Annotated in this window: 16 protein-coding genes; 6 read left to right on the forward strand and 10 right to left on the reverse strand. The window is 71.1% G+C overall.

The genetic code is table 11. The features are described 5' to 3' along the window. Positions 1-34 precede the first annotated feature (34 nt). The 4 genes from KALB_RS06285 to KALB_RS43670 form a co-directional block, all read right to left on the reverse strand. Positions 35-649, reverse strand: coding sequence for a TetR/AcrR family transcriptional regulator (locus KALB_RS06285; protein WP_025354873.1), 615 nt, complete (start codon positions 647-649; stop codon positions 35-37). A 48-nt stretch (positions 650-697) separates the two neighbouring features. Then, positions 698-1,063 (reverse strand): hypothetical protein, encoded by a 366-nt coding sequence (locus KALB_RS06290; protein ID WP_025354874.1) that lies wholly within the window; start codon positions 1,061-1,063, stop codon positions 698-700. 95 nt (positions 1,064-1,158) lie between these two features. Then, positions 1,159-3,204, reverse strand: a complete 2,046-nt coding sequence (locus tag KALB_RS06295; protein WP_025354875.1) for an MDR family MFS transporter — start codon at positions 3,202-3,204, stop codon at positions 1,159-1,161. Positions 3,205-3,315: 111 nt separating this feature from the next. Beyond that, positions 3,316-3,927, reverse strand: coding sequence for a TetR/AcrR family transcriptional regulator (locus tag KALB_RS43670; RefSeq protein ID WP_081789215.1), 612 nt, complete (start codon positions 3,925-3,927; stop codon positions 3,316-3,318). Between the two features lie 67 nt (positions 3,928-3,994). On the opposite strand from KALB_RS43670, the gene KALB_RS06305 reads away from it, so the two are divergent. Together KALB_RS06305 and KALB_RS06310 are read left to right on the forward strand one after the other, a co-directional pair. Then, complete coding sequence (locus tag KALB_RS06305) at positions 3,995-5,089, forward strand: WD40/YVTN/BNR-like repeat-containing protein (RefSeq protein WP_025354877.1); 1,095 nt, start codon at positions 3,995-3,997, stop codon at positions 5,087-5,089. Between the two features lie 9 nt (positions 5,090-5,098). After that, on the forward strand, positions 5,099-5,383 hold the full coding sequence (locus KALB_RS06310) for a MoaD/ThiS family protein (RefSeq protein WP_025354878.1): 285 nt from the start codon (positions 5,099-5,101) through the stop codon (positions 5,381-5,383). Between the two features lie 159 nt (positions 5,384-5,542). Here the strand turns inward: KALB_RS06310 and KALB_RS06315 are convergent, their stop codons facing one another. From KALB_RS06315 to lanKC, 4 genes are all read right to left on the reverse strand, one after another. Beyond that, the gene (locus KALB_RS06315; RefSeq protein ID WP_025354879.1) at positions 5,543-7,240 is read right to left on the reverse strand and encodes an ABC transporter ATP-binding protein; all 1,698 of its coding nucleotides are present in this window, start codon (positions 7,238-7,240) and stop codon (positions 5,543-5,545) included. A gap of 4 nt (positions 7,241-7,244) precedes the next feature. Further along, the gene (locus tag KALB_RS06320) at positions 7,245-8,912 is read right to left on the reverse strand and encodes an ABC transporter ATP-binding protein (RefSeq protein WP_338033851.1); all 1,668 of its coding nucleotides are present in this window, start codon (positions 8,910-8,912) and stop codon (positions 7,245-7,247) included. Positions 8,913-9,014: 102 nt separating this feature from the next. After that, entirely contained in the window at positions 9,015-9,149 is a 135-nt protein-coding gene (locus tag KALB_RS46315; protein WP_148309371.1) for a SapB/AmfS family lanthipeptide, read from the reverse strand. 76 nt (positions 9,150-9,225) lie between these two features. After that, positions 9,226-11,808: a class III lanthionine synthetase LanKC gene (gene lanKC, locus KALB_RS06325; protein ID WP_025354881.1), complete on the reverse strand. Its 2,583-nt coding sequence runs from the start codon at positions 11,806-11,808 to the stop codon at positions 9,226-9,228. 421 nt (positions 11,809-12,229) lie between these two features. On the opposite strand from lanKC, the gene KALB_RS06330 reads away from it, so the two are divergent. Further along, complete coding sequence (locus KALB_RS06330; RefSeq protein WP_030108732.1) at positions 12,230-13,393, forward strand: glycoside hydrolase family 27 protein; 1,164 nt, start codon at positions 12,230-12,232, stop codon at positions 13,391-13,393. A 49-nt stretch (positions 13,394-13,442) separates the two neighbouring features. Here the strand turns inward: KALB_RS06330 and KALB_RS06335 are convergent, their stop codons facing one another. Further along, positions 13,443-13,898: a cupin domain-containing protein gene (locus KALB_RS06335; protein ID WP_025354882.1), complete on the reverse strand. Its 456-nt coding sequence runs from the start codon at positions 13,896-13,898 to the stop codon at positions 13,443-13,445. Positions 13,899-13,980: 82 nt separating this feature from the next. Between KALB_RS06335 and KALB_RS06340 the strand changes: the two genes are divergently transcribed. Both KALB_RS06340 and KALB_RS06345 read left to right on the forward strand, forming a co-directional pair. Further along, positions 13,981-15,015 (forward strand): zinc-dependent alcohol dehydrogenase family protein, encoded by a 1,035-nt coding sequence (locus KALB_RS06340; protein WP_025354883.1) that lies wholly within the window; start codon positions 13,981-13,983, stop codon positions 15,013-15,015. Between the two features lie 21 nt (positions 15,016-15,036). Beyond that, entirely contained in the window at positions 15,037-15,819 is a 783-nt protein-coding gene (locus KALB_RS06345; protein WP_025354884.1) for a GrpB family protein, read from the forward strand. Here KALB_RS06345 and KALB_RS06350 read toward each other — a convergent pair. After that, positions 15,799-16,377, reverse strand: coding sequence for a TetR/AcrR family transcriptional regulator (locus KALB_RS06350; RefSeq protein ID WP_042221735.1), 579 nt, complete (start codon positions 16,375-16,377; stop codon positions 15,799-15,801). The genes KALB_RS06345 and KALB_RS06350 overlap by 21 nt on opposite strands. Before the next feature lie 117 nt (positions 16,378-16,494). Between KALB_RS06350 and KALB_RS06355 the strand changes: the two genes are divergently transcribed. Then, positions 16,495-17,991: a flavin-containing monooxygenase gene (locus KALB_RS06355; RefSeq protein WP_025354886.1), complete on the forward strand. Its 1,497-nt coding sequence runs from the start codon at positions 16,495-16,497 to the stop codon at positions 17,989-17,991. The last annotated feature ends 2 nt before the right edge of the window (positions 17,992-17,993 follow it).

Consider the following 17,993-nt stretch of genomic DNA (forward strand, 5'->3'; position numbering starts at 1 on the left):
CAGGGAGTGGTGGGGGATTGTCACCAGGTAGGGCTCACTCCGCCTCGGGGCGCAGCAGGGGCAGCAGCACGGTGTCCAGCAGGCGGTCCACGAAGGTCATGTCCAGCGGGTCCCCGGTCAGCATCAGGCGGTAGGTCAGCGCCGCGCCCGCCAGTTCGACGACCATGCCGCGTGGGGCGTCCAGCCGCACCTCGCCGCGGGCGGTGCCCCGGTCCAGGATGCCGCGCAGCACGTCGCGCTGGGCCACCAGGAAGGTCTCGCGGAACGCGGCGGCCAGCTCCGGCTCGTGCGGCAGCTCGCCGACCAGCGCCTGCGCGGCCTTGCCGGAGGGGCCGGACAGGAAGGCCGCGAACGAGCTGAGGAACTCGCGCAGGTCCCCGTGCAGCGAGCCGGTGTCGGACTCGGGGATGTTCTGGTGCACCAGCTGGTTCACGGTGTCGATCACCAGGTCCAGCTTGGACTCCCAGCGCCGGTAGATGGTGGCCTTGCCCGCGCGCGCCTTGGCCGCCACCGCGTCCATGGTCAGCGCCCGGTAGCCGACCTCGGCCATGACCTCCAGCGCCGCCTGCCGCAGCGCCTCGTCCCTGCTGGCGTCGCGCGGACGTCCCCGGACAGCGCCCACCCGCTCCGCGTACGACGCTGTGGCCAAGGCCCGCCCCCTAGCAGCTGGCTGGAAAAGGGTTCTCGACCAGACATCCTAGGTGCTCGGGGCCGACTGGTTGACCTCCTCGTCGGTCAGTTCGGACAGATCCAGCTCCTGGGTGTTCTCACCGGGCAGCGGGGCGGCCTGCTCCTGCCTGGGGTCGGCGTAGAGCATGCTGGTCATGCCGTGTCTGGCCTGCAGGTACGCCGTGGTGAACGCGAAGGCGTCCCCCTCGAGCAGGTGCACCACGGTGCGCCGCTGCTCGGTGCCGGACAGCTCCTCCACCAACTGGTCGGCGCGGTCGCGCGCGGCGATCAGCCCGGGCGCCTGGTCGGTCAGCACGGTCTCACCCGCGCTGACGTTCACCGTCCAGTCCTCGCCCTCGGGCACGTAGTGCACTGTGATCGGTTCCGCTGCCATCGCTCTGCCTCCCCGGGTGTGACCTGTCCCATGGTGAGACGCACCCGCCATGGGACGCATGACGGCGTTAACCCGTTCGGGTGCAGCGACCAGGCTCACACCAGGGCGTGCCTGCCCTCGGGCCGTTCCTCGGTGGCCTGGTCGATCAGCCGCCCGGCCACCCGGCTGATCGCGGCGTCCAGCTCGGCGCGGTCGCGGCTGCCCCAGTCCGCCAGCCGCTCGGCCAGCCAGTCCCGCCAGGCCGCCGACAACTTGCCGAACTCGGCCTGGCCCCGGTCGGTGTGCACCAGTTCCCCGTCCAGCACGGTCAGGTGCCCGCTGCGCTCCAGCGCCGAGAAGGCCGGTTCCAGCACCTGGCGCGGCACCCGCACGTCCTCGGCGATACCCGCCACCGTCGCGGGCTTGCCCAGCTTGTGGCGGAAGTGCACGCGCAGCAGGCACCACACGCCGCCCTCGTCCAGCTCCGTGCCCGCGCGGGACAGGATCGCGGGCGCCATCTTCCTGCGCTCGCGGAACATCAGCGTGGCGATCTGCCGCTCCAACTCGGCGTCACCCTCGCGCGACTCCGGCATGCCGAAGCCCTCGCCCACGTCGGCGGCACTGGCCCGCGAGGTGTCCCGCAGCGGCACTTCCTTGAAGAACAGGGCGACGAGCAGCGCGAGCAGACCCACCGGCGCGGCGTAGAGGAACACCGTGTGCAGCGAGTCCGCGTACGCCTGCACGAACGGGGCCCGCACCGCCTCGGGCAGTGCGTACAGGCCCTGTGGCACCTGGACCACGTGCGGGTCCACGCCCACGGGCAGTGGGTGCGCGGCCAGCGTGCTCGCCATGTTGCCGGACAACTGGTTGGCGTAGATGGTGCCGAAGATGGCGGCGCCGAACGAGCTGCCGATCGAGCGCAGGAAGGTCACGCCCGAGGTCGCGACGCCCAGGTCCGAGTAGTCCACGGTGTTCTGCACGGCGATGGTGAGGACCTGCATGCCCAGCCCGATGCCCACGCCGAGCACCAGCATGTACAGCGAGGAGGCCAGGATCCCGGTCTGGGTGTCCATCAGGGACAGCAGGTACAGGCCCGCGGTCATGCCGATGGCCCCGGCGATGGGGAACACCCTGTACCGGCCCGTCTTGCTGATCACGTTGCCGGAGAAGATCGAGGCGACGAGCAGGCCCAGCACCATCGGCAGCAGCCGCACACCGGAGGCGGTGGCCGAGGTGCCCTGCACGTACTGCATGTAGGTGGGCAGGTAGGACAGGGCGCCCAGCATGGCGAAGCCGACGATGAAGCTGAGGATGCCCGCCACGGTGAACACCGGGTTGGTGAACAGCCGCATCGGCAGCATGGGCTCCTTGGCCCGCAGTTCCACGAGCACGAACAGGCCCAGCAGCACGACCGACCCCACCGACATCCAGATGATCTCGGGGGAGTCCCAGGCGTAGGTGGTGCCGCCCCAGCTGGTGACCAGGGTCAGCCCGGTGGCGGCCAGGCCGATCAGCAGGATGCCCAGGTAGTCCACCACCGGCTTGACCGCGGCGCGCACCGAGGGCATCGAGGCGGCCGCCACGATCAGCACCACCACGACCAGCGGGATGTTGACGTAGAAGGCCCAGCGCCAGGACAGGTGGTCCACGAACAGCCCGCCCAGCATCGGCCCGGCCACGGTGACCACGCCGAACACCGAGCCGAGCATGCCCTGGTACTTGCCGCGCTCGCGCAGCGGGATGACGTCGGCGATCAGCGCGGTGGCGGTGACCATCAGCCCGCCGCCGCCGATGCCCTGCACCGCGCGCCAGATGATCAGCCAGGTCATGCTGTCGGCGAACCCGCAGAAGAACGAGCCGAGGCCGAAGACCACCACGGAGATCTGGAAGATCACCTTGCGGCCGAACAGGTCGCCGAACTTGCCGACCACCACGGTCATGATCGTCTCGGCGAGCAGGTACGCGGTGACCACCCAGGACAGGTGGCCCGCCCCGCCCAGGTCCCCGACGATCGTCGGCAGGGCGGTGCCCACGATGGTCTGGTCCAGTGCCGCCAGCAGCATGCCCAGCAGCACCGTGCCGAACACGGCGTTGACCCGTGCCCTGCTGATCGGCGCGGGCCCCGCCGCACCCTGGTCGACCTCGGCCTGTGCAGTGGTCATGGCCCGCCCTCTCCGCTCGTGGAACCCGACCACACCGCAGCTCCGCCGTCACCGCAGCGGACATCACCCCAACGAGTGGCCCCGTGAGCGAGAGTACAGAACAGTTCTGTTTTATTCGCTGTGATCCGGGCCGCGCAGCAGCGGGGCGAGCACCCCGTCCACGATCCGGTCGAGCAGTTCCTCGGTCGGCTGGGTGCCCTTGAACAGCAGGTTCACCATGGCCAGGCCCATCGGCAGGTCGGCGAGCAGTTCGGTGTCCACCGAGGCCGGGATCTCCCCCCTGGCCACCGCCGCCGCGAGCACCGCCTCCATCGGCGGCTCCGCACCCTGGCCCAGGGTCTGCGCCATCAGGTTCGCCAGCTCGGGATCCCGCCTGCTGCCCTCCAACAGGGCCAGCACCAGCCCCCGGGTGTCCCCGCGCAGGCCCGCGCGCAGCCACTGCCGGGACAGCTCCCGCACATCGTCCAGGTACGAACCGGTGTCCGGCAGGACCGGCTCCACCCTGGTCGCGTGCAGTGCGGCCACCAGCAGGTGCGCCTTGGACGGCCAGCGCTGGTAGAGGCTCGCCTTGCTGACGTGTGCCCGCTGGGCGAGCAGGTCCATGTTGAACCGCTCGTAGCCCACCTCCGCCACCACGTCCAGCGTCGCCTCGAACACCTCGCGCTGCCGCGCGGGGTCCTCCAGCGGCACCCGCCTGCGCCCCGTGCGCCCGCCCTCAGCCACCCGTTCGCCTCCCGGTCCGATCCGGCCAGGACAGTACTTGTCGGTGGCCGGTTGTAGCGTGCGTCACATGGCTGATGAACGCACGATCGTCGCCATCGGGACCCGCAAGGGTCTCTGGTTGGCGACCAGTGAGGACAACCGGGCCCGTTGGCAGCTGACCGGCCCGCACAACCCGATGACCGCCGTCTACGCGGTGGCCGTGGACCCCAGACGGGCCAGGCCGCGGCTGCTGGTGGGCACGACGAGTGAGCACTTCGGGCCGACCGTGGTCACCAGTGACGACCTGGGCCGCACCTGGCGGGAACCCGACCAGCCGCCGCTGGCGTTCCCCGAGGACACCGGCGCCGCTCTGGGCAGGGTGTGGCAGCTGACGCCGGGGCCCGCCTGCGAGCCGGAGGTGGTCTACGCCGGGGTCGAGCCCTCGGCGCTGTTCCGCTCCGAGGACGGCGGCCTGACCTACGAGCTGGTGCGCGGCCTGTGGGAGCACGAGCACCGGCCCGACTGGGGCGCCGGCTACGGAGGACAGGCCATCCACACCGTGCTGCCGCACCCCACGCGGCCGGAGTCGATCACCGTGGCCATGTCCACCGGTGGGGTGTACCGCTCCGAGGACCGCGGTGCGAGCTGGCACGCGGCCAACCGCGGCATCCAGGCCGGGTTCCTGCCCGAGCGCTACCCGGAGTTCGGGCAGTGCGTGCACAAGGTCGCCAGGCACCCGGATCGGCCGGAGCGGTTCTTCCTACAGAACCACGGCGGGGTGTACCGCAGTGAGGACGACGCCGCGAGCTGGCAGTCCATCGCCGAGGGGCTGCCCTCGGACTTCGGCTTCACAGTGGTCGTCCACCCGCACCAACCGGACACGGTGTACACCTTCCCGCTGATCGCCGACGAGAACCGGTTCGCACCCGAGGGCCGCTGCCGGGTCTACCGCAGCGAGGACGCTGGCCGCAGCTGGCAGGCGTTGCAGCGAGGGCTGCCCGAGGCGGGGTTCTACTCCACGGTGCTGCGGGACGCCATGTGCACCGACGATGCCGAGACCGCGGGCCTCTACTTCGGCTCCCGCTCCGGCGAGGTGTACGCCAGCCGGGACGAGGGCCAGAGCTGGCAGGTGATCGCCAAACACCTGCCCGACGTGCTGTGCGTCCGCGCGGCCACGGTCTAGGCGGCCGCGGTGCTGGTCGTCCTGTTGCTGCCCGGAGTGCTGCGTCCGCACGCGGGCGGCAACGCGAAGCTGGAGGTCGAGGTCGGTGAACCGGCCACGGTGGGCGCACTGCTCGACGTGGTGGCAGCCCGGTATCCGTTGCTGGAGCGCAGGTTGCGTGACGAGCGACGGGTGCTGCGCAGGTACGTCAACGTGTACGTGGGAGGTGAGGAGTGCCGACAACTGAACGGCGCGGACACGGCGCTGACTGAGGGGGCCGAGGTACAGGTGATCCCGTCGGTGGCTGGCGGCTAGTGCGGTGTCCGGCAACCCTCGCCGGCCCTTCCGCGCCCAGGCGGCGCCTCGCCGCACCGCCCCCGCGCCCCCATACAACCAGTATGAAGACGCGGGGCCGGCACGCCGATCCATCCACCTGGACCGCGAAATCACCCGACGAGGATTTTGGACACCGCACTAGGGAGCGGGCTGCGGAGTACCCCAGGCGTGCACCAGTTCGGCGTACAGCGGCGACCTGGCGAGCACCTCGGTGTGGCTGCCCAGCACCGGTTGGCCGCCGTCCATCAGCAGGACCCGGTCGGCCCGCACGGCCGAGCTGAGCCGGTGCGCGATCACCACCAGCGTGCCGCCGCGATCGGCCATCGCCTGCTCCACCACGGCCTCGGCCGCTGGGTCCAGGTGGCAGGTCGCCTCGTCCAGCACCACGATCCTGGCCGCCGACACGTGCACCCGTGCCGCCGCGAGTAGCTGCCGCTCCCCGGCGGACAGCTCGGTGCCGCCGTGCCCGACCCGCCCGCCCAGGCCGCCCAGCCGGGTCACCAGGTCGGCCGCGCCCACGGCGCACGCGGCCGCTGTCAGCTCCGGGTCGCTGGCCTCCGGGCGCAGGTACGCCAGGTTCTCCCGGACGGTGCCGGTGAACACGTACGCCTCCTGCGGCACCAGGGTCACCAGCTCGCGCAACTGGTCGGCGGCGATGTCGCGCACCGGCACGCCACCGAGCAGCACGCTGCCCGAGCGTGGGCTGAGCACCCCGGTGATCAGCGCCGCCAGGGTGGACTTGCCGATGCCGCTGGGGCCGATCACCGCCAGGTGCGTGTTCTCCGGCACGGTCAGGTCCAGGCCGGCGACCACCGGCGTGGCGTCCAGGCTCCAGCCGAAGGTCAGGTCCCGCACCGTGATCGCGTGCCCGAACGGAACCTGCGGCTCGCCGGGCCGGGCCTGCTGGACCGGCGCGCGGTCGCCGGTCAGCCTGCGCAGGGTCACCGCCAGCCGCAGCACCGAGGAGCCCATGGTCACCAGCAGCGAGTGCAGGGCGGGCTGCACGCTGGTGGTCAGGTAGGTGACGGCACCCGCCACCGCGCCGGCCGTCAGCTGCCCGGAGCGGACCAGACCGGGGGCCAGCAGGAGCACGAGCGCCAGCGGAACGATCCCGCCCAGCGCCACCAGCAGGATCCGCACCGCCCCGGCACGGGCCAGGCGCACCGCGGCCTCCTGCTGGCGGGCGATCTCGGTGTCGACCGCGGCGCGCGCGACCTGCTGCGCCCCGCAGGCGGCCACGTCACGCAGCCCGCCATACACCCCGCCGACCACGCGGGCGGCTTGCTCGTCGGCGACCGCGACGGCCCGCTGCCGGGCGACCAGCGTGCGCAGCAGCACGGCGAACAGCACCAGCGCGGCGGCTATCGGGGCGGCCACGGGCAGCGCCAACTGGGGCGCCGTGCTGAGCAGACCCGCCAGCGCGGCGACCGTGGTGACGACGAACGCCCTGCCCTGCACCAGCAAACCCGCGGTGACGTCACGGACCACCTCGACGTGCCGGGTGATGCGGGCGACCACCGCGGCGTCCGGCGTGCCGCCACCGTGCAGCACCCCGCGCACCACGGCGGTGACCAACTCGTCGCGCACTGGTTCGACCACGCTGCCCAGCCGGTGGAAGACCTGCCGCGAGCCGAGCGCACCGAGCGCGGACAGCGCGCCGAACAGGCCGAGCCAGCCGAGCCCGCGCCACAGCGAACCGGCGGCGAAGCCCTGGTCGATGGCCAGGGACACGAGTCGTCCGGACAGGAACGCGGGCACGCCCTCCAGCAGGGACCACAGCGCCAGCACGAGCAACGCGCGTCGGGTGCGGCCCAGTGCCGCCAGGTACTCGCGCATCGACTCAGGCCTCCGCGAAGACGGCGCGGTACTCGGGGTCCTGCCACAGCAGCTCGTGCGCTCCGGTGGCGCGGACCGAGCCGTCGGCCAGCCACACCACGAGGTCCGCGCGGGCCGCCGTGGTGCTGCGGTGGGTCACCACCAGCCGGGTGCGTCCGGGCAGCGAGTCGGTGATCGCGGTGGCCAGCCGCACCTCGGTCACGGTGTCCACACTGGAGGTCGCGTCGTCGAGCACGAGCACGCGCGGTGAGCCCACCAGCGCGCGGGCCAGTCCCACGCGCTGCGCCTCACCGCCGGACATCGGCGCCTCGGCCAGCGGGGTGTCGTAGCCCTCGGGCAGCCGCAGGATCGCGTCGTCCACCTGCGCGGCCCTGCCCGCCGCGCGGATGGCCCGCTCGTCGGCGGCACGCCCGTAGCCGATCGCCTCGCCGACCGTGCCGCCGAGCAGCACCGGTCGCTCGAAGGCGAATCCCACGGCGCCGCGCAGGCCCTCGGGCCTCAGTTCTCGCAGCGGCACGCCGTCCAGGGTGACGATCCCTGCCGTCGGCTCGGCCAAACCCGCGGCCAGCGCGGCCAGCGTGGACTTGCCGGTACCGGACCGCCCCACCACGGCGATCACCTGGCCCGCGGGCAGCCGCAGGTCGACGCCCTCCAGCGGGCCAGCCGAAACCCCTTGCAGCGCAAGCACACCGGGGCCGTCCGGCAGCGGCCTGCCACCGGGCTCCGGGCTGGGCACGGCGAGCACCTCGGACAGCCGCTCCGCACTGGCCCTGGCCCGCGCCACGGTCATCAGCTGCGGGGCGTACTGGGTCAGGCCCATGCCCATCGCGGCGTAACCCAGTGCCGCCAAGGCCTGTCCCACGGTCAGCTGGCCGTTCACCACGCCGACCCCGGCGGCGGCCAGCACCACGATCTCCACACCGGGACCGAGCAGCGCCGAGTTCCACACCATCGTCGCCTGCGAGGACCACAGCGCGGCCCCGGCCTCGCCCAGCCCGGGCAGCGGTCGCAGCACGCGCCGCACCTCGCGCTCGGCCGTGCGGGTCGCGGTGATCGTGCGCAGCCCCAGTACGGCCTCCAGGAACCTGGCGGACAGCTCCGCCGCGGCCGTGCGGTACGCCGTTACCTGCTGGGCGGTGTTGCGCAGGTAGGCCCGCGCCACGAACACCGCGAGCGGCATGCTCACCGCGAAGACCACGGCCAGGGTCCAGTGCAGCAGGGCCAGTGCGACCACGGCACCCGCTGACAGCAAAGTCGATGCGGCGAACTGCACCATCAGCACGCCTGCGGACCCAGTCTCCACCGGGTCGTTGACCATCCGGCTCACCGCGTCGCCCGCGGCGAACCGCTCGCGGTCGACGGGCCGCAGCGCCAGCAGCGCGTCGATCAGCTTGTGGCGCAACCAGGTAGTGCTCGCCGCCACGCACTTGGTCACGGCGATGCCGGTCAGTGACTCCGTGCCGACCAGCACCAGCGCGGTACCCGCGAACAGCAGTGCGGACGCCCCGTCCCCGGTGCCCGACAGCGCCGCGTCGACCCCGGCTGCCATCGCGTCGGGCAGCAGCAGGCTCGCCGCGGTACCCGCCGCGCTGATCAGCGCCATCGCCGCCAGCCAGCCGCGCGGGCGCAGCGCCGCGGTCAGCAGCAGCCGGTCGCCCCTGCTCCGCAGCACGTCAACTCCTTGCCAGAGAAGGAAAACAACCGCGGGTGGGAGGGCCGCGGTGGCCCTGGGGCCCTCCCACCCGCGGTCAGCAGACCACGACTACCGCGAGGATCAGACCTCGCAGAGCAGCAGCGACAGGCCGCTGGCGCCGCCGCAGCCGGAGACGCTCAGGTGGCTGCCGCCGCCGTGGCCGCCACAACCGTGGGTGGGGGCCTCCATGGCCTGCAGGTCGAGGACAAGCTCCATCTTCCGCACTCCTTCTGTCGGTGTTTCTCGTTGGCCAACCAGGTGTTCCCGGCTGACCGGTCTGTGGCGGGCCGGTTCACCCCTGTAGCAGGGGCACCTCCCGCTTGACGGGCTGCCGCTGGTCGCGCAGGAACGGCAGGAACGCGCCGTGCCCGTCCTGGATCCCGGCCAGCACGCGCAGCACCCCAGCCGTGCCCGTGGCCAGATCCATGGACAACCGCAGCAACTCGGTGCCGGGGAAGGCCAGTTCCCCTTGGTAGGAAACGGAGTGCCAGCCCAGGCGTCGCAGGTGCGTCGACACCGCGGCGTCCAGTTCCGCGTCGGGTGTCCGCTGCCGTGCGCGGTGCAGGGTGGCCAGCACACCCGCCCGGCCGGCCAGCAGCCCCGGGAAGATCACGAACTCGGGCAGCAGCGCGGTGTGCAGCCCGGGCAGCGACTCCACGCTGCGCGCCTCGGGCAGGTGATCGCTCAGCTCGCCGAGCACCAGCGCGATGCCCGCGCTGCCCACCTCAAGGTAGGGCAGCGTGCGCAGTCCGCCGTCGCGCACCTGGACCGTGCCGTTCGGGCGCTGCACGCACTCGTCCAGGTCCCGCAGCAGCGCGCTATCGGCCAGCCGCAACCACTCCGGCTCCCCGGTGCGCTCGAAGAGCCGCACGAACAGCAGTGCGGGTCCGGACCAGCCCGCGCACAACCCGGCACGTCCGCGCGGCCCCGGCGGGGCGGCCAGGCTGAGCTTGTCCGCCAGCCGCTGGCCCAGCAGCAGAGCCTGGTCGCGGAAGTCGTTGTCCCGCCTGCGATCGGCGAGGTCGAGCAGGTTCAGCGCGATGCCCGACAGCCCGCCGAACAGGCTGTGGTCGTGCACCGTGTGCAGCACCGGCGCGTACTCGGCGAGCAGCTCGTCGGCCAGCTCGCTGTGGCCGAACTGCTCCAGGACGTGCACCACGCCGTGTGCGCCGTTGAAGAACCCGGGCCGCCGTGGCGCCTCCCGGCGCACCGCGTCGATCAGCCACTGCTCGTACTCGGGGAACCGGCCCGCGCCGACCGCCGCCAGCGTGTGCAGCACTCCGGCCGCCCCGTGCGCGAAGGTCGTGCCGCCACTGGTGAACGTCTCGATGTCCCCGGGGAACAGCCGGTCCTCGCGCTGTGGGGTGGCACTGGCCAGGATGGCCCGCACCAGGCTGGAGCGCACCGCCGACCAGTCGGGCTTCTCCTCGTCCAGCAAGGTGTTCGCGCCGTGCTCGGCAGCCCGGGGGTTGTCCCGGTACAGGGTGGTGCGCACCTCGTCCAGCTCACCGGCGGGCAGGCCGAACCGGGCTCCCGCGACCGACACGTAGTGGTCGAGCTTCTCCGGCGCCAACAACAACATCCGGTTCAGCGGCAGGAACAGGAACAGGCGCAGTGCCTGCAATGCGTGCAGGTCCACCTCGCGGCCCACGCGGCCCGCGGGCGCGGCGAAGCCCGGTGCGCCCAGCGCGGGCCTGCGCTTGAGCTCCGCGTCGAAGGCCAGCTCGAAGTCGATCAGCGACACCCGGTCCTCGTCGTCGACCAGCACGTTGTTCGGGTGCAGGTCGCCGAAGACGAGCCCGCGCTCGTGGATGGCGCCGATGATCCGCTCCACCTGCGCCAGGATGGCCAGCGCGCGGCCCCGGTACCCGGCCACCTCGGCCTCACCCGGACGGGGGTCCACCAGCGGGTAGTTCGCGGCCTGCCAGGCGCCCAGCGTGCCGCCGGGCATGTGCTGCATTGCCAGGAAATGGTGCTCCCAGACCGTGAAGTCCTCGTACAACCGGGGCACTCCCGGGATTCCGGCGAGAGTGCGCAGCGCGTCTCGTTCACGGTGAAGTCGGGTGACCGCGTCGGTGCCCTCGGCGTCGAGCCCAGCGAAGGGGCGAGCCTCCTTGAGAACAACCTGCTGGTCATCGACGAGTCGGCGGGCCAGGTACACACCGCCGCCGTTGGAGAAGTGCAGTGGGCTTTTCACCTGATAGGGGAGAGTGTCGCCGTTACCCTTGCGTGCTTCGATGTGCGGCTGTAGAAAATCTGGGACAGAAATCCACTCCGGAACGCTGAAAACGGGTCTTCTCTCGTCTGGGACGAGTGTGCCCTCCGCGTTCTCGATGGCCAGCACCAATTCGCCGTTCGGGCCGGGGCACAACCGCTGGGTGAATCCGCCGTACCGCACGTAGAGCGGACCCGTCCCGCAACGCAGGTCGCTGAGGATGTAGGGGCCCTGCTCGCCGGACAGCAGCTCGGACAGCTCGTCGATGACGACCTGGAGCTGGGCTTCGCCGGAGGGGTAGATCGTCAGCAGCTTGCCGCTGGAGCTGCGCTTGGCGTACTTGGAGTTCTGCGCGACCAGCACGGTCCTGTTCTGGAGGAACTTGAACGGGATCTGTCTCCTGATGCAGTACTCGGCCGTCAGTTCTAGCACGCGTTCACAGTTCTCCAGGGTGGCGGAGACGTGAATTTTCCAACCCTGACCCGGTCCGGTCGCCCCCGTCGGCTTCAATGCGGTCCACAGACCGACCTCGTGCTTCTCCCACCCGGCGGGAACGGGCTTGCGCCCAAAGCGGAAGGCCACCCTCTCGGAGTCCGACCGGCCGGTTCTGTCGTAGAAGAGCGGATCGGCCAGGCAGTACGCCTCGTACCGCATGTCCATGGTGCAGGTCAACCCTTTCCGCACTGGCAGGATTGGAATTAATGCCGCGGGGATGCCTGATCTATTCAGCCATCCGGCGGGCCTCGTGCCAATACTCCATTTCGCTGGTGCAGGACCAACTGCATGGGGTAGTAGCGCCAGGTTTGCGCGCACGCGGTGATACGAAGCGTGTCCGTGCACGTTCACGGGCTCACCCGGTTGGTGGGCTCGTTCCGAGCCGAAGTAACTACCCCCAGGTAGCTCGAAGGTACTCCGGATCCGTGTCGTCAGGGGAGTGAGGTGGTCCGGACCTCCGATGTGTACCCCGGTCTTGCCCGAGATCCTGGCCGGGGTCTTGATTTGTCCGCGCAGAGCTCCTATGTTTCCGACCCAGAGCGCCCGCCGCGCACGTCTCGTCCACGACTGAGCTGGAGGAACGCTCGTGCGCAGGACCTTCGTGGCGGCGCTGGCCGCACTGACCGCGCTGACGGCACCGGCCGTGGCCACCGCGGCGCCCTCGGACAACGGGCTGGCCCGCACCCCGCAGATGGGCTTCAACAACTGGAACCTCACGCACTGCGGCGCGCAGTTCACCGAGGGGTTCGTCAAGGGCATCGCGGACACGCTGGTGTCCAGCGGTCTCAAGGAAGCCGGCTACACCTACGTCAACCTGGACGACTGCTGGGCGGAGAGCAGCCGCGACTCCTTGGGCAACCTGGTGCCGAACAGGACCAGGTTCCCCAACGGGATCAAGGCGGTCGCCGACTACGTGCACGGCAAGGGGCTCAAGTTCGGGCTGTACTCCAGCGCGGGCACCAAGACCTGCAACGCCGCGGGCTTTCCCGGTGGGCTGGGCCACGAGAAGGCCGATGCCAAGCTCTGGGCCTCCTGGGGCGTGGACTACCTGAAGTACGACAACTGCAACAACCAGGGCGTGGACGCCAAACAGCGCTACACCGCCATGCGCGACGCACTGGCCGCGACCGGTCGCCCGATCCTCTACTCGATCTGTGAGTGGGGGCAGAACCAGCCGTGGACCTGGGCCGCGGGCGTGGGCAACTCCTGGCGCACCACTGGGGACATCAACGACAGCTACGCCAAGATGCTGTCCATCTACAAGAAGAACATCACGCTGGGCAAGTACGCGGGGCCGGGGCACTGGAACGACCCGGACATGCTGGAGGTCGGCAACGGCAAGATGACCGACACCGAGTACCGCAGCCACTTCTCCCTGTGGGCCATGATGTCCGCCCCGCTGCTGATCGGCTCGGACATCCGCAAGGCATCCTCGGCGACCCTGGCGATCCTGCGCAACACCGAGGTGATCGCGCTGGACCAGGACGCGAAGGGCGTGCAGGGCAACGAGATCTCCTCGGCGGGCGGCCTGCACGTGGTGCGCAAGCCCTTGGCGGACGGCGACATCGCGGTCGCGCTGTTCAACGAGACCGACAGCACGGCGAGGATCAGCACCTCGCTGTCGGCGATCGGTGCCGGTTCGGGTTCGCACCAGCTCAAGGACCTGTGGTCCAAGGCGAGTTCGACCACCAGCGGAACCATCAGCGCCTCGGTGCCCGCGCACGGCACGGTCGTGTACCGCGTGCACTGAGCCACTGGGGGAGTGCTCCGGGCGCGGAGGCAGGGCCGCGCCCGGAGCATCACACGGGTTCGGTGCGGAACTGCGCGCGCAACTCGTTGAGCTCCTCGTTGCTGGGCTGATGACCGTTGGCCACCAACCGGGAGACCTCGCGGAAGTAGTCCTCGTACCCGGCCGGGGTGAACACCACGAGACAGCGCGCGGCCGTGCTGCCCTCGTTGCGGAAGCCGTGACCCGCGCCGCGCGGCACCGCGACCGAGCCGCCCGCGCCGACCACCTCGCTGGACCGCTTGCCGTCCTGCACCACGTCGAAGGTGATCTCCCCGTCCAGCACGACGAAGTCCTCCTCGTGCCCGTGGTGCACGTGCGGGGCCGCGCCCAGCGCGCCGGGCGCCAGCCACTGCTCCACGATCGCCAGCCGCCCGCCGGTGTCCGCGCCGGACAGTCGGATCCGGTAGTTGCCGCCGATCGCGGGCAGGTCCTCGGCGTCCCAGTCCTGTTTCACGAACACGCTCACGCCGGTGAACCTAACGCGAGCACCAGCGCGGTTCGTGGTGAACTGGGCAGGAGTCCACTCTTGATCGTCACAGGAGGAACAGGTGCGAGCCACCACCGTGCGGGGCGCGGGCGACCTTCGGGTCGACCAGGTGCCCGACGCCAGGGTCACCGAGCCCACCGACGCCGTTGTGCGCGTGCTGATGGCCTGCGTCTGCGGTACCGACCTGTGGGTCTACCGAGGGGTCGCCGGGTTCGAGCCGGGCCAGCGGATCGGCCACGAGTTCCTCGGCGAGGTGGTCCAGGTCGGCTCACAGGTCAGCTCCGTGGCCGTGGGCGACCTGGTCGTCGCCCCGTTCATGTGGTCCGACGGCAACTGCGAGTTCTGCGCCGACGGCCTGCAGTCGATGTGCACCAGCGGCGGCATGTGGGGCAGCAAGGGCTCCGACGGCGGTCAGGCCGAGGCGGTGCGGGTGCCGGTCGCCGACGGCACGCTGGTGCGGCTGCCCAAGGACGTGGACCGCGCGCTGCTGCCCGCCCTGCTGACCCTGTCCGACGTGCTGACCACCGGCCACCACGCGGCGGTCTGCGCCGGGGTCGGGCCAGGGTCCACCGTGGCCGTGGTCGGTGACGGGGCGGTGGGGTTGTGCGGGGTGCTCGCGGCCAGGCGGCTCGGCGCTGAGCGGATCATCGTGCTGGGCAGGCACGAGCAGCGCACCGAGATCGCGCGGCGGTTCGGCGCCACCGACGTGGTGCCCGAGCGCGGCCAGGAGGCGGTGCACCGGGTCCGCGAGCTGACCGGCGGGCACGGCGCGCGCTCCGTGCTGGAGTGCGTCGGCACCGAGCAGGCGTGGCTGACCGCGATCGGCAGCGCCCGGCCGGGCGGGGCCATCGGCTACGTCGGCGCCCCGCACGAGGTGGCCGGTCTGCCGCTGGGCAGGTTGTTCGTGCGCAACCTGACGATCTCCGGGGGCATGGCCCCGGCCAGGGCGTACATCCCGCAGCTGCTGCCCGACGTGCTCTCCGGCGCGATCGACCCGTCCCCGGTGTTCGACCTGACCGTGGACCTGGACCACGTGGCCGAGGGGTACCGGGCGATGGACGACCGCAGCGCGCTGAAGGTGCTCGTCACGCCCTGAGGATCTGGTAGGCAGGAAGCCATGGAGGAGTGCCTGCGCCTGGACTGGCCCGCGGAGTTCCTACTCGACGGACGGCGGCACCCCTCGGTGGCGCACTACGCGGGCACGAGCCGCGACCTGCCCGTCCTGGTGCAGGGCAACCTCGCGAAGTTCGGGCAGCACGCCGACCTGCGCGAGGTGCTGCTCGGCGCGCGGGAGCTGCCCGACCCCGCGCTGGTGGTGGCCAGGGAGAAGCTGCGGGCGCTGACCGGGCCGGTGCTGATCGGCGGCGCGGAGCACCGGACGATCCACATCGCCGAACCCGACCCGGACTGGCCCGCGCGCTTCCAGGCCGAGCGGGCGCGCATCGCCGCGGCACTGGGCGAGACGGCCCGGCGCATCGACCACATCGGGTCCACCTCGGTGCCCGGGCTGGGCGCCAAACCGATCGTGGACATCGACGTGAGCGTGCCCAACGTGGACGACGAGGACGCCTACCTGCCGCAACTGGAGGCGGTGGGCTACGTGCTGCGGGTGCGCGAGCCCGAGCACCGGATGCTGCGCACGCCCGAGCTGGACGTGCACGTGCACCTGTGCACGCTGGGCGGCTGGTGGGAGTACCGGCACCTGCTGTTCCGCGACTGGCTGTGCCGCGAGGCCCGGGACCGGGCTGCCTACGAGCGGCTCAAGCGCGAGCTGGCCACCCGCGAGTGGCCGCGGCTCAACGAGTACGCCGAGGCCAAGGGCGAGCTCATCGCGGAGATCACCGCCCGGGCCAGGGCCTGGGCGGACACCAGCGGGTGGTCAGTCGCCGAGTCGGGCTGACAGGCCGGTCCACACCATGCCCATCAGCAGGTCGGTGGCCTGTTCCGGGCTGATGTCGCAGCGCCGCTCGCACCACTCGGCCAGCCGCTCGCAGGAGCCGACCAGCACCTCGGCCGCCGCCTCCAGCTCAACCGGGGCCGCGTCCGGCTGGTAGGCGGCCATCATGCCGATCATGAGGTCGGTCTGCTGGCGGCGGATGCCCTCGATCTCCTGTACCGCGGAGGGCACGGTGACGGCGGCCTCCTGGCGCAGCAGGCTGTAGGACTGGCGGCGTTCGGCGATGAACCGGAAGAACGCCAGCAGGCCCAGCCGCATCATCTGCTCGGCGTTGGCCGCGCCGACCACGGCCTGCTCGGTGGCCTCGCGCAGTTCGGTGCGCGCCTTGTGGATGCAGCCGACGAGCAGCCCCTCCTTGGAGCCGAAGTACTCGTAGAGCATTGGCTTGGACACGCCGACCTGCTCGGCGATCTCGTCCATGGAGGCGGCCAGGTAGCCGCGCTGGGCGAAGACCTCCTCGGCCACCGCCAGCATCTGCGCCTTGCGGGCGGCGCGCGGCATCCGCTTGCGGCGCTCCACCGGCTCGGTTGTGCTCGTCACGAGATGAGTCTACCCAAAGTAACCTACTCGCGGTAACCTACTGACGAGTACGCAATCGGCAGGCTGGAAGGACGGGCTATGGGCACCCACCGGGACGCCAGCATCGTGATCATCGGCACCGGGTTCTCCGGGTTGGGCATGGCGATCCAGCTCAAGCAGGCCGGCATGCACGACTTCGTCATCCTGGAGAAGGCACAGGACGTCGGCGGTACCTGGCGGGACAACACCTACCCGGGCTGCGCCTGCGACATCCAGTCGCACCTGTACTCCTTCTCCTACGAGCAGAACCCCGACTGGTCCCGGCTGTGGGCCCCGCAGCAGGAGATCTGGGACTACCTGCGCCGCTGCACCGACAAGCACGGCATCCGCAGGCACATCCAGTTCGGGGCCAAGGTCAGCGGCGCCAGCTTCGACGACGACACCAAGCAGTGGACCGTGCGCACCGAGAGCGGCGACACCTACACCGCGCGCGCCGTGGTCGCCGGGGTCGGCGCCCTGCACATCCCCTCGATCCCGCAGCTGCGCGGCATCGAGAAGTTCAAGGGCACCACCTTCCACTCCGCCGAGTGGAACCACGACTACGACCTGACCGGCAAGCGGGTCGCCGTGATCGGCACCGGGGCCAGCGCGATCCAGTTCGTGCCGGAGATCGCCAAGAAGGTCGGCCACCTGACCCTGTTCCAGCGCACCCCCGCCTGGGTGCGGCCCAAGCCGGACCGCGCGGTGTCCAGCTGGGAGCGGCGGCTGCTCAAGCTGCTGCCCGGCGCGCTCAAGACCCGCCGTACCGCGCTGTTCTGGCAGCTCGACGCGCGGGCCATCGCGTTCTCGATGAACCCCAAGCTGCTCAAGCTCGCCTCCCGCTCGGTGGTGCGGCACATCGCCAAGCAGGTGCCCGACCCCGAGCTGCGCGCGAAGCTGACCCCGGACTACACCATGGGCTGCAAGCGGGTGCTGATCTCCAACGACTACTACCCGACCTTCTCCCGGCCCAACGTGGACCTGGTCACCGAGGGCATCTCCGAGGTGCGCGAGCACAGCGTGGTCACCGCCGACGGCGTCGAGCACGAGGTGGACGCGATCATCTACGGCACCGGCTTCCACGTCACCGACGCCTTCGACTACCTGGACATCAAGGGCCGCGACGGGGTGGACCTGAACAGCCAGTGGGCCGAGAAGGGGCTGGAGACCTACCTGGGCATCACCGTCTCGGGCTTCCCCAACCTGTTCTTCCTGCTCGGCCCGAACACCGGTCTCGGCCACAACTCCGTGGTGCTGATGATCGAGGCGCAGACCAAGTACGTCCTGCAGTGCCTGAAGCTGCTGGACAAGCACGACGTGGACGCCATGGACGTGCGGCCCGCCGCGCAGGACCGGTTCAACCGCGACATCCAGGCGAAGCTGCGTAAGGGCGTGTGGAGCGTCGGCGGCTGCAAGAGCTGGTACCTGGACTCGGCGGGGGTCAACCGCACCGTGTGGCCGGGCTTCGTGTGGCAGTACGTGCTGCGCACCAACCGCGTGGAGCTGGCCGACTACGAGCTGCTCGCCGCGACCCGCCCCAAGGTGCTGTCCCGTTAGCG

This window comes from Kutzneria viridogrisea DSM 43870, assembly GCF_000525635.1.
In the GTDB taxonomy this organism is placed as follows: Bacteria; Actinomycetota; Actinomycetes; order Mycobacteriales; family Pseudonocardiaceae; genus Kutzneria; species Kutzneria viridogrisea.

Coding starts and splice junctions, on each gene's coding strand:
- KALB_RS06290 (WP_025354874.1), bottom strand. CDS start 1,063: ATGGCAGCGGAACCGATCACAGTGCACTACGTGCCCGAGGGCGAGGAC.
- KALB_RS06295 (WP_025354875.1), bottom strand. CDS start 3,204: ATGACCACTGCACAGGCCGAGGTCGACCAGGGTGCGGCGGGGCCCGCG.
- KALB_RS06305 (WP_025354877.1), top strand. CDS start 3,995: ATGGCTGATGAACGCACGATCGTCGCCATCGGGACCCGCAAGGGTCTC.
- KALB_RS06315 (WP_025354879.1), bottom strand. CDS start 7,240: ATGCGCGAGTACCTGGCGGCACTGGGCCGCACCCGACGCGCGTTGCTC.
- KALB_RS46315 (WP_148309371.1), bottom strand. CDS start 9,149: ATGGAGCTTGTCCTCGACCTGCAGGCCATGGAGGCCCCCACCCACGGT.
- lanKC (WP_025354881.1), bottom strand. CDS start 11,808: ATGGACATGCGGTACGAGGCGTACTGCCTGGCCGATCCGCTCTTCTAC.
- KALB_RS06345 (WP_025354884.1), top strand. CDS start 15,037: ATGGAGGAGTGCCTGCGCCTGGACTGGCCCGCGGAGTTCCTACTCGAC.
- KALB_RS06350 (WP_042221735.1), bottom strand. CDS start 16,377: ATGCCGCGCGCCGCCCGCAAGGCGCAGATGCTGGCGGTGGCCGAGGAG.
- KALB_RS06355 (WP_025354886.1), top strand. CDS start 16,495: ATGGGCACCCACCGGGACGCCAGCATCGTGATCATCGGCACCGGGTTC.